We start from the raw sequence: 11,286 nt of genomic DNA, 5'->3' as shown, positions 1-11,286 counted from the left end.
CATGATTGGCCACCACCATCGCGTGCGCCAGCGCCGGCACCCCGGTCGACGGCGCCACAGTCACGCCGCAGATGCCCACCAGCCGGCGCGACCAGCCCTGGACGATGCGGGCGCGCCGCGGGTGGCGGGCCCCCGGGGGCCCGGGGGCGCCACCATCCCCGCCCCCACCCCCCGCCCACCCCCCGGCGCCCCCCCCAGGGGGGGGACGACGGAGCTTAAGTCAAGCGCATTAACGCGTGCCGGGAACTTATCCCGTCACGCCATATCTAACCAGTTCATTCACCCGTTTGCGACGATGCGCATGAACGATCATCTGGTCCAGTTTTACGAGGACGACGTCTTTCTCATCAAAGGCCTGTCCGACTACATCGGCGACGCCCTTGAGCGTGGCGACAAAGGCATTGCCATCGCCACCAGCACCCACCTCGACATGCTGCACGAGAGCCTGAACGCGCGCAGCCTGGTCGACGCCCAGGGCCGCAGCGCCGGGGGCGGCTATCTCGCCTTGCACGCCGACCACATGCTGCCCATGTTCATGGAAAACGGCTTGCCCGACGAGCGGCGCTTCCGCAGCGCCATCGGCAACGTCATCCGCAAGGCCAGCGAGCGGCACCAGGGCCGCGTGTGCGTGTTCGGCGAAATGGTGGCCATCCTGTGCGCCACTTCGCACTGTTCGCTCAACGCCGTGGGCAAGCACGACGCCGCCATCCGGGTCGAGCGCTTCTTCAACAACCTGCAGCGCCAGTTCGACTTCGAACTGCTGTGCGCGTATCCGCTCAACGCCTTTCCGGCCGCGGCCGACGCGCCCATGTTCGACGAAGTGTGCACCCTGCACACGCATGTGCTGCCGGCCGAAAGCTACGACCCCACGGCCAGCGTGCAAACCCTGCAGCGCACCATCGCCGCGCTGCAGCAGCAAGCCTATTCGCTCTCGACCGAGGTGCACGACCGCCGCCTGATCGAACAGGCCCTGCGCGAAGTCAACATCGACCGCCTGACCGGCCTGCCCAACCGCAACGTGTTCCAGGACCGGCTGGAAATGGACATTAAAAAGGCCAACCGCAGCGGGCTGCCGCTGGCCCTGCTGTTCATCGACCTCGACCACTTCAAGGAAATCAACGACACGCTCGGCCACCAGGTCGGCGACATGCTGCTCAAGCAGGTCGGGCAGCGCCTGCAAACCTTTGTGCGCGAGAGCGATACGGTGGCGCGCCTGGGGGGCGACGAATTCACCATCACCCTGAGCGACCTGCACACTGTCGACACGGTCACCAACGTGGCGCAAAAAATCCGCAACGACCTGGCCAAGCCCTTCTTGCTCGGCAACGAGCTGGCCTACATTTCGGCCAGCATCGGCATCACCATGTACCCGCGCGACGCGCAAACGGCGGGCGAATTGCTGCGCAACGCCGACCAGGCCATGTACCAGTCCAAGGACAACGGCCGCAACCGCTTTACCTATTTCACGCCCAGCATGCAGGAGGCGGCGCAGGCGCGCATGGCGATCAGCAACGAGTTGCGGCGCGCCATCGACGACGACCAGCTCACGGTCTACTTCCAGCCGATCATCGACATGAAAACCGGCCTCATCCGCAAGGCCGAGGCGCTGGTGCGCTGGCTGCATCCCCTGCGCGGCGCGGTCAGCCCGGTCGACTTCATTCCCATCGCCGAGCACACCGGGCAGATCGTCACGATCGGCAACTGGGTGTTCCGCAAGGCCCTGGCGCACGCACGCCGCTGGCGCCGCTTCGACCAGCAACTGACGGTCAATGTCAATGTCTCGCCGGCCCAGTTCTATCACACCAACGGCGAAAACTGCCGCCACTGGCTGACCGACCTCAGCTTCGACCCCAGCGGCGCCAGCGGCTCGCCCGAGGTGGGCATCGAGATTACCGAAGGGCTGCTGCTGGCCTCCAACAGCGCGGTGATGAAGCAGTTGCTGGCGTTCCAGCAGGCGGGCATCAAGATCTCGCTCGACGATTTCGGCACCGGGTATTCCTCGCTCTCCTACTTGCGCAAGTTCAACCTCGACTACCTGAAAATCGACAAGTCCTTCGTCTACAACCTGGAACACGATGCGGCCAACGTGGCGCTGTGCGAGGCCATCATCGTCATGGCCCACAAGCTGGGCCTGAAAGTCATTGCCGAGGGGGTGGAGACCGAACAGCAATACGACATGCTGCGCCGGGCCGGCTGCGATTACGGCCAGGGTTTCCTGTTCGGCGAGCCGCTCCCGCCCGATGCGTTCGAAGCCATGTTGCAGGAGCGGCCGATGCAGATTGCCTGAAGCGGCGCCGCTGGCGCGCGCGTGGCCGGTCGCCGCTCGCCGGTCGCCGAACCCGAATGACCGCCAGCAATATTTCCGTCTTGACCGTACAATCGTCCGGTGCGCCCTTGCGCCAACAACCGCAAGCAAGCAGCCCCCATGGACAGCCCACCCCGCACCCGCAACACGATCGCCATCCTCGCCGTCACCCAGGTCTTGTCCTGGGGTACCTTGTACTACGCCTTCGCCATCGTGGCGCACGACATCGCGCGCGACCTGGCCTTGCCGCCGGCCGCCGTGTTCGGCGCCTTTTCGTGGTGCCTGCTGGTGGCCGGCCTCGCCGCCACCCCCTCGGGCATCCTGATCGACCGCCACGGCGGGCGCCTGGTGATGGCCGGCGGCTCGCTGCTGTGCGGACTCGGCTTCATCCTGCTGAGCCAGGCCCGCGGCATCGTGGGCTACTACCTGGCCTGGAGCGTGCTCGGGGCGTCGATGTCGGCCGTGCTGTACGAAGCCGCCTTCGCCACCCTGAACCGCCAGTTCGGCGTCCAGGCGCGCCGGGCCATCTCCAGCGTCACCTTGTTCGGCGGTTTCGCCAGCACCGTGTTCTGGCCGCTGACGGTGCAACTGAACGGCATGGCGGGCTGGCGCCACACCTTCCTGATCTACGGCCTGGCGCAGTTGCTGCTATGCCTGCCGCTGCACCTGCTGCTGGGCCAGCCGCAGGCGGCCGCCAGGGTGCACCAGCAAGCGCCGGAGGGCGCCGATTTCAGCCTCGGGCAAGCGCTGCGCCATCCCGCCTTCTGGAAGCTGGCCTTCGCCTTTTCGGCCAACAGTTTCATTTTCTCGGCGCTGTCGGTGCACCTGATTCCAATCCTGCAATCGTACGGCCACGCCTTGTCGAACGTGGTGTGGATGGCCGCGCTGATCGGGCCGATGCAGGTTGCCGGCCGCCTCGGCGAAATGCGCTTTGCCCGCAACGCGCGGCCGCAGGCGGTCGGCATGGTCTGCTTCGCGGTGCTGCCCGGCGCCTTGCTGGCCGTGCTGTTCTGGGGCCAGCACCAGGTGGCGGTGGCGCTGTTCTGCATGTTGTACGGACTCTCGAACGGGATCCTGACAATTGTGCGGGGTACCGTGCCGCAGTTGCTGTTCGGCGCGCGCAACTATGGCGCCATTTCCGGCGCCCTGGCCGGTCCGGCGCTGGTCGCGCGCGCGGCGGGGCCGATCGCGATCGCCACCCTGCTCCAGTTCAACGCCTCGCCGGCGCTGCTGTTTTCGCTGCTGCTGGTCTTTTCGCTGGCGTCGCTGGTGCTGTACCTGCTGGCGGTGCGCAGCCAAAGCGGCACGGCCGCGCGGCTGCGCTGAACGGCGTGCGATGGCGCACAGACCGGCGCCTGGCCCGCCCGTATTGTCAATCGCTCAAGACGGTTGAACATCCTTCCCGGAGATTGACATGCTCACATTGCACCTGCGGACCATCCTGGCCACGCTGGCCCTGCTCCTGCTGTCCGCCTGCGGCTCCGACGACGACGAGCCGTCCACGCCCCCCGCCGGCAACGGCGCGCTGACCGTCAACCTTGCCAGCCTGCCCGCCGGCCTGCCCGCGGTGGTGCGCATCAGCGGCCCGGCTTCGTACGCAAAAACCATCGGCAGCGGCCAGACCTTGTCAGGCCTGGCGCCCGGCAGCTACACCGTCACCGCCGACAGCATCCTGAGCGGCAACCTGACCTGGAGCGCGAGCGCACCGGTCCAGAGCGCCACCGTGGCCGCCGGCGGCACCGCCGTCGTCAACATCAGTTACAGCAGCAGCACCCTGGCGCTGAGTGTGCGCGAAGTGGCCAGCGTGAGCGGCGCGGTGTTCCTCACTGCGCCCGCCGGCGACACGCGCCAGTTCATCGTCGAACGCAGCGGGCGCATCCTCGTCATGCAGGATGGCGCGCTGCTCGGCACGCCTTTCCTCGACATCCGCAACCGGGTCGCGGCCGTCGGCGAAGGCGGGCTGCTGTCGATGGCCTTCCATCCCAAATACGCCACCAACGGCTGGTTTTTCATCTACTACACCGATGCCGCCAACAATATCGTGGTCGAGCGGCACAGCGTATCGTCGGTCAACCGCAACCTGGCCGAGCCGTCGGCGGTGCTGGAAATCATCCGCATTCCCCATCCCGGCCCCACCAACCACTACGGCGGCCTGGTCAGCTTCGGGCCGGACGGCTTCCTGTACCTGGCCACCGGCGACGGCGGCGGTTCCGGCGACCCGCAGGGCAATGCGCAAAACACTACCTCGCTGCTGGGCAAGATGCTGCGCCTCGACGTGGCCGATTCGCGCGGCGCGCAGCCGTACGTGGTTCCGCCCTCGAATCCGTTCGTCGGGATGAGCAGCCGCCGCGCCGAGATCTGGGCCTCGGGTCTGCGCAATCCGTGGCGCTACGCCTTCGACGGCGAGCGCCTGTACATCGCCGACGTCGGCCAGGCCAGGCGCGAAGAAGTCAACATCGCCGGGGTCGACCAGGCCGCCCTGAACTACGGCTGGAACATTATGGAAGGCACGCTGTGCTACAACGCGGCCATCTGCAACAAGAACGGGCTGACCCTGCCGGTGTTCGAGTACGACCACGGCACGAACAAGGTCAACGGCTGCTCGATCACGGGCGGCTTCGTGTACCGAGGCAAGGCGATGCCGGAACTGGCCGGACGCTACTTCTATTCCGACTATTGCGGCGGCTACCTGAAGAGCTTCCTGTACAAGGACAACAGCGCCACTGAACAGACCAGCTGGACCATTCCCGACATCGGGTCGATTCAATCGTTCGGCCTGGATGGCGACGGCGAGCTGTACCTGATCGCCGCCACGGGCAAGCTGTACCGGATCGTGCGCGCACCCACGGCTTGAAGGGGCGTGCGGGTAACAAGGCGGCATGGCGCGGCGAGACGCGCTAGAATCGACGTTTGCCCCGTTCACCAAACCGACACCATGGCCCGCCTGATTCTCGATTTTCCGGAAGACCAGTACTACTACACCACCCCGCTGACCGTGCGCGTCACCGACATCAACGGTGCCAACCACCTCGGCAACGATTCGATGATTTCGATGATTTCCGAGGCGCGCGCGCGTTTCCTGTACGAATTCGGCGTCGCCGAGACCGAGCGCGACGGCACCGGCATCATCGTCACCGACCTGGCCACCACCTACCGCGCCGAAGCGCACGCGCGCGACCAGCTGCTGTTCGAGGTCGGCGTGATGGACTTCAACAAGTACGGCGGCGACATCATCTTCCGCGTCACCCGTCCGCGCGACAAGAAAGAGATCACCATGGCCAAGTCGGGCTTTGTCTTTTTCAACTACAAAACCACGCAAGTGGTGACCATGCCGGACGAGTTCCGCGCCAAATTTCCGCGCGTGAACTGGATTGATTAGCGGGGGCCGCTATTTAGTTGGAACTTTTTCCTCACTTGGCGGCAATACAGGGAAGAGATCCCCATGACCATGCCGCCCGCCACCCTTGCCACCGATACCGAACTGCTGCGCCAGCTGCGCGATGGCGTGAGCGCGGCGTTCCAGACCCTGTACCAGCGCCACCAGGCGCCCGTGTACCGCTTCGCCCTGCTGCGCACCGGCTCGGGCGACACGGCGGCCGATATCGTCCAGGAAGTGTTCATGGGGCTGCTGACCGGCAGTTTCCATTACGATCCGCTGCGCGGCTTGCTGCAAAATTTCCTGTTCGGCGTGGCGCGCAAGCTCATCCTCAAGCATGAACAGCCGCGCCTGCGCCTGTCCAGCCTGCCCGACGCCGGTCCCGATGACGAGTCCGCCCAGGAGCTTGCCAGCGACGATGGCGAACCGCTGGCGCGCCTGCTGGAAAACGAAACAGCCGAGCAGGTGCGGCGCGCGCTGGCGCAACTGGCGCCGCACTACCGCGACGCCGTCATCCTGTACGAACTGCACGACATGTCCTACCTCGACATTGCCGATATTTGCCAGGTCGACATCGGCACCGTGCGCTCGCGCCTCTCGCGCGGGCGCGCCGCCCTGGCCAAGCGGCTGGCCGCGCACCGTCCCGCCGCCCTGCAAGAGTCCATCTGAAAGAGCACCATGAACCACGACGCCATCGACCCCGCCCTGGCCGCCCCGCTGGCCGCCTTGCGCAGCGCCACCGCCGAGTGCAGCGCGCCGCCGCGCGTGGAGCAAGCGCTGATGGCGGCCTTTGCACAGCAGCGTGCGCGCAAGCGCTGGTACCAGCGCGGGTACCAGCGCTGGTCGCCCGCGCAGTGGCGCTGGACGGTCGGACTGGGCAGTGCAACGGCGGCCGCGCTGGCGCTGCTGATCCTGCGCGTGCCCGGCGCCGCCGACGCTAGCGCGCCATTCCAGCTCGACGACGGCCCGGCCTTCATCGCGCTGGCATCGCAGGAGCGCATCGAGCAGGAAACGCATCCGCGCATGCTCGAAGCGAGCCTGCAACGCACCGAACTGGCGGCGCTCGGCGTGCCGGTCAGCCCGGAAACGGCGGGCGACGTCGTGCGCGCCGAGATGCTGGTGGGCGCCGACGGTTCGCCGCTGGCACTACGCCTGAGTTCGCAATAAGCCGATTCCACCGAAAGAGGACCACCATGCACACCACTTCCCTCCTGTTCGCCGTCCTGCTCGGCGGCGCGCTGCTGCCGGGGGCGCAGGCCGCCGTGGCCGCGCCGCCCGATCCGCTGCGCTTCACCGGTCCGCTGATGCCGATGCACGGCAAGGCCGTCAAGAATGCGCCGTACAGCGCCGAGGCGGTTTCGGAACAGCTCCAGCGCCTGGCCGACGGCAACGAGATCAGCCGCACCAGCAGCACCATGAACTACCGCGACAGCGCCGGACGCACGCGCCAGGAAATCCGCGCTGCCGACGGTGAAGTGCGCTCGGTCACCCTGTACCAGCCGGCCGACGGCGTCACCTACATTCTCAACCCGCGCCAGAAAAGCGCGACCAGGGTGGCCGACCCGAGCGCTGCCGCGCGCGCCGCCGCCAGCGCGGCGCAGGCCAGGGTGGCGCAACTGCGCGCCGAAGGCAAGCTGCCCGAGCGCCGCGCCGATGCGGGCGACAAAGTGATCGTCAAAGGCGTCGAGCGGGCCGAAGGCGACGCCCGCAAGCAATTCCAGGAAAAGGTGCGCATCCAGATCGCCGACAGCATGGCCGGTGCGCGCATCGGGCCGGCCATGGCGGGCGCGTTCGGGGACGTGCGCTGGTCCGCCAAGGCCGCCACGCGCGAGCTGGGCAGCAAGGAGATCGAGGGCATCAAGGCCGACGGCAAGCTGCGCACCTACGAGATTCCGGCCGGCGAAGTCGGCAACCGCCATGCCATCGTGGTGTCGTACGAAAGCTGGTACGCGCCCGAGCTGAAGGTGACCGTGTACAGCAAGCACAGCGATCCCCGCAGCGGCGAGCGCATCTACCGGCTGAGCAATATAAAGCGCGAGGAACCGCCGGCGGCGCTGTTTGTCGTCCCGCCGGACTACACCGTCAGGGACGTGCTGGCCGAGCGCGCCAGGGCGGCGGCCGGCAATCGCTAAGCTGGACCGGCAGGCTGGAGCACCGGTTTAACGCGTCGCCTGGCGCATCGCGGCCGCGTCAATTCCCATAGCCTGCTTGAACCAGTCATCGAGCATCTGCTTTTCGTAGCGCAGCAGCTCGGTGTTACCGTAATGGTTCATGCGTTGCAGGTACTGCATATTGCTCAGCTTTTCCTCGCCCGACTTGATGATCTTGCCGCCTTCGGTGATGCTGTAGCGAAAGTGGATACGCGGCCAGTCGGCGCCGCCGTTCATCACGCGCAGATCCTGGCCGCCGCGAAAATTCGGCCTGGTCTGGCCGGCCAGGTCGACATCGAGCACGTCCACCTTCAATTCCTGCCCGGGCGGCAGGCTGGCGGCCAGCTTGTCGAAGTGGGCCGTCAACTGCTTGAGCACGCGCTCGCGCTCCCACGGCGTGAACGGCACGTCGGTAAAGCGCTCCGGCTCGACATACGACACCGCCGCCATGGCCGGCAGGGCCATCACGGCCGCCAGCGCGCCTGCCTGTACTACCTTCGTCAATACGCTTTTCATGTTGTTCCTTTCGATGCGCAACGCGCTTCTTCACGATGAATATACGCGCTTTTGACAATGCTGTCGGTGCACGCATTGTCGCCGTTTGTATCGACATGTTAGCCGCCTCACGGTGCCCTTCGCGCTTTCGATCCAGAATCGAAAAAAAGGAGATCACCGTGCCCGAAGGACCATCGCTCGTCATCCTGCGTGAAGAAACCACTGCCTTCGTCGGCAAGGAAATCGTCCGCGCCAGCGGCAACACCAAGACCGTCGACCTGCCCAGCCTGGAGGGGCAGCCGATCGTGTCGCTGCGCAGCTGGGGCAAGCATTTCCTCATCGAACTGCCGCACACGGTGCTGCGGATTCACTTCATGCTGTTCGGCAGTTACCGCATCAACGAGCGCAAGGAAACGCCGCCGCGCATGGCGCTCGCGTTCGCCGATGGCAGCGAACTCAATTTCTACGCCTGCTCGGTCAAGCACATCGAACCCGGCCTCGACGCCAGCTACGACTGGGATGCCGACATCATGTCGCCCACCTGGGACGCGGCCAAGGCGCGCAAGAAGCTGCGCGCCGCGCCCGCCATGCTGGCCTGCGACGCCCTGCTCGACCAGACCATCTTCGCCGGCGTGGGCAATATCATCAAGAACGAAGTGCTGTTCCGGATTCGCCTGCATCCGCTCTCGGCCATCGGCGCGCTGCCGGCGCCCAAGCTGCGCGCCCTGGTTGAGCAAGCCCGTCAGTACAGCTTCGATTTCCTCGAATGGAAAAAGCAATACGTGCTGAAACAACACTGGCTGGCGCACCGCAAGAGCACCTGTCCGCGCTGCGGCATTCCTTTCTTAAAAGGCAATCTGGGCCTGAGCAAACGGCGCGCGTTTTACTGCGAGCGATGCCAAAAACGCTATGCTTGATGGCGTGCGCGCGACATCCTTGAAAAAATAGCGCCGCATGCACGATGGGTTCTGTATTGCTTGTTGTTAATAGAGTGCAGTCGGTCTACAATCGAACGGTCCCCCCGCGCGTCACGGGCCGGCCTTGGGCTGTCGATGCGCTTGCCTCGCCACACACCGGTATCGGAACCCGTTCATGTCATTTCTGTCATCCGCCACGCCCAAACTCGCTCCATGGAAAGTCCTGCTTGTCGACGACGAGCCGGACATCCACGACATCACCAAGCTGACCCTGAGCCGTTTCCGCCTCGACGGGCGTGCGCTGACCTTCCTGCACGCCTACACCGGTGCCGAAGCGAAGGAGATACTGGCGCGCGAGACCGATATCGCGCTGGTGTTCCTGGACGTGGTGATGGAAAACGACGACAGCGGCCTGGAAGTGGCGCGCTGGATGCGCGAAGACCTGGGCAACCAGTTCACCCGCATCGTGCTGCGCACCGGGCAGCCGGGGCAGGCGCCGGAAGAGCGCGTGATCGTCAATTACGACATCAACGATTACAAGGAAAAGACCGAGCTCGACCGGACCAAACTGTTCACCACCACCTTCGCCGCCCTGCGCGCCTACCGCGACATCATGAAGGTCGAAGAAGCGCGCCTGCTGCAAGCCAATTATCGCGAAGGGCTGGAGCGGGTGATCGCGGCCTCGGCGCATATTTTCCAGCAGCGCAATCTGAAAGACTTCGCCAGCGGCTTGCTGCAGCAAGTCGTGGCCTTGCTGCGCCTGGAAAAAAGCATGCTGCTGCGCCTGTCGGGCGCCAGCGTCATTACCGGCGAGAGCGAATACGAAGTGCTGGCCCAGATCGGCGACATCGGCGAGTCCATGCTCGGCCCCGAACTGATGGCCCAGCTCGACGATGCGCGCAGCAACCGCATTTCGCGTTTGCATGGCGACACCTTCGTCGGCTACTTCCCGAACAGCAGCGGCAAGGCATCCTTGCTGGTGCTCAAGGGCGTGGAGGAAATTGCCGATATCGACGCGCAGTTGCTGGAAGTGTTCTGTTCCGGCGTGGCGATCGCCTTCGACAATATCCTGCTGACGCAAGAGATCACCGATACCCAGGCCGAGCTGATCATGCGCCTGGGCGACGTGGTCGAATCGCGTTCGAACGAGGCCGGCAACCACGTGCGCCGCATGTCGCAGGTGTGCCATATGCTGGCGCAGGCGTCCGGCATGCCGGAGGACGAAACGGCGGTGCTGATGCACGCAGCGCCGATGCACGACATCGGCAAGATCGCCACGCCCGACGCGGTGCTGCTCAAGCCCGGCAAGCTCACGCCCGAGGAATGGGAAATCATGAAGCAGCATCCGACGGTGGGGCTGTCGATCCTGGATGGCTCGTCGCGCCCGATTCTGAAGGCGGCGGCGGTGATCGCGCACCAGCATCACGAAAAGTTCGACGGCAGCGGCTATCCGCAGGGCCTGATGGGGCCGGACATTCATATTTACGCGCGCATCGTGGCGGTGGCCGACGTGTTCGATGCGCTCAGTCACAAGCGCTGTTACAAGGAAGCCTGGCCGGTGGAGGAGGTCGTGGCGCACCTGCGCGAAGTGTCGGGCCAGCATCTCGATCCGGTGTTCGTGGAGCTGCTGATTGCCAATATCGACGCGGCGGTCGATATCAACCGGCGCTGGCCGGACTAGTAGAAATGACAAGAATTAATACGCACTTACTTAAGCCCGCAACGCTATTTTAAGGCCGGCAATTATCCTGTTCGAACGCTCCGGTCTGGAAAGATCGTCAGCAGTGATGCCGGTGAAGAATCATCCGACGTATGGAGCGCTGCTTGACAAGTTTAACGTTGCCATTTTTCCCAGTGGCAGGCCCTCCAAGGCGCCTCGTTGACGCTGTTCAAGCCGCAGTAACAGCCGTACCCTGCTTCCGGCTCTGCGGAAACCGCAAGCGGTAATGCAGCCCTTCCCCCGGCGCACTGTCCACCTTGACCGACCCGCCCAGCGGCCCGGTCACCAGGTTGTACACGATATGCGCCCCCAGACCGCTGCCG

10 protein-coding genes are annotated in these 11,286 nt (G+C 65.3%); 9 read left to right on the top strand and 1 reads right to left on the bottom strand.

Annotation, left to right across the window (positions count from 1 at the left end; genetic code table 11):
* Positions 1 to 301: 301 nt before the first annotated feature.
* The 7 genes from F2P45_RS33110 to F2P45_RS33080 all read left to right on the top strand — a co-directional run bounded on the left by F2P45_RS33110 (position 302) and on the right by F2P45_RS33080 (position 7,813).
* A complete protein-coding gene (locus F2P45_RS33110; protein ID WP_166882468.1) occupies positions 302 to 2,287 on the top strand; it encodes an EAL domain-containing protein in 1,986 nt (661 codons plus the stop codon).
* A gap of 138 nt (positions 2,288 to 2,425) precedes the next feature.
* The gene (locus tag F2P45_RS33105; protein WP_166882467.1) at positions 2,426 to 3,631 is read left to right on the top strand and encodes an MFS transporter; all 1,206 of its coding nucleotides are present in this window, start codon (positions 2,426 to 2,428) and stop codon (positions 3,629 to 3,631) included.
* Positions 3,632 to 3,719: 88 nt separating this feature from the next.
* The gene (locus F2P45_RS33100) at positions 3,720 to 5,159 is read left to right on the top strand and encodes a PQQ-dependent sugar dehydrogenase (protein WP_166882466.1); all 1,440 of its coding nucleotides are present in this window, start codon (positions 3,720 to 3,722) and stop codon (positions 5,157 to 5,159) included.
* 81 nt (positions 5,160 to 5,240) lie between these two features.
* Positions 5,241 to 5,684, top strand: a complete 444-nt coding sequence (locus F2P45_RS33095; RefSeq protein ID WP_166882465.1) for a thioesterase family protein — start codon at positions 5,241 to 5,243, stop codon at positions 5,682 to 5,684.
* A gap of 63 nt (positions 5,685 to 5,747) precedes the next feature.
* Positions 5,748 to 6,350, top strand: a complete 603-nt coding sequence (locus tag F2P45_RS33090) for an RNA polymerase sigma factor (protein WP_166882464.1) — start codon at positions 5,748 to 5,750, stop codon at positions 6,348 to 6,350.
* A 9-nt stretch (positions 6,351 to 6,359) separates the two neighbouring features.
* Entirely contained in the window at positions 6,360 to 6,848 is a 489-nt protein-coding gene (locus tag F2P45_RS33085) for a hypothetical protein (RefSeq protein ID WP_166882463.1), read from the top strand.
* A gap of 26 nt (positions 6,849 to 6,874) precedes the next feature.
* Positions 6,875 to 7,813 (top strand): hypothetical protein, encoded by a 939-nt coding sequence (locus F2P45_RS33080; RefSeq protein ID WP_166882462.1) that lies wholly within the window; start codon positions 6,875 to 6,877, stop codon positions 7,811 to 7,813.
* Between the two features lie 27 nt (positions 7,814 to 7,840).
* On the opposite strand, the gene F2P45_RS33075 is transcribed toward F2P45_RS33080, so the two are convergent.
* Entirely contained in the window at positions 7,841 to 8,347 is a 507-nt protein-coding gene (locus F2P45_RS33075) for a DUF3016 domain-containing protein (RefSeq protein WP_166882461.1), read from the bottom strand.
* 158 nt (positions 8,348 to 8,505) lie between these two features.
* On the opposite strand from F2P45_RS33075, the gene F2P45_RS33070 reads away from it, so the two are divergent.
* Together F2P45_RS33070 and F2P45_RS33065 are read left to right on the top strand one after the other, a co-directional pair.
* A complete protein-coding gene (locus tag F2P45_RS33070) occupies positions 8,506 to 9,243 on the top strand; it encodes a DNA-formamidopyrimidine glycosylase family protein (RefSeq protein WP_166882460.1) in 738 nt (245 codons plus the stop codon).
* A gap of 175 nt (positions 9,244 to 9,418) precedes the next feature.
* Positions 9,419 to 10,924, top strand: coding sequence for a response regulator (locus F2P45_RS33065; protein ID WP_166882459.1), 1,506 nt, complete (start codon positions 9,419 to 9,421; stop codon positions 10,922 to 10,924).
* Positions 10,925 to 11,286: the final 362 nt, after the last annotated feature.

Origin of the sequence: Massilia mucilaginosa (genome assembly GCF_011682145.1) — a bacterium.
Classification (GTDB): Bacteria; Pseudomonadota; Gammaproteobacteria; order Burkholderiales; family Burkholderiaceae_D; genus Telluria_A; species Telluria_A mucilaginosa.
Note: the sequence above shows the minus strand (reverse complement) of the source record. Positions and strands in the feature narration are given on the sequence as shown.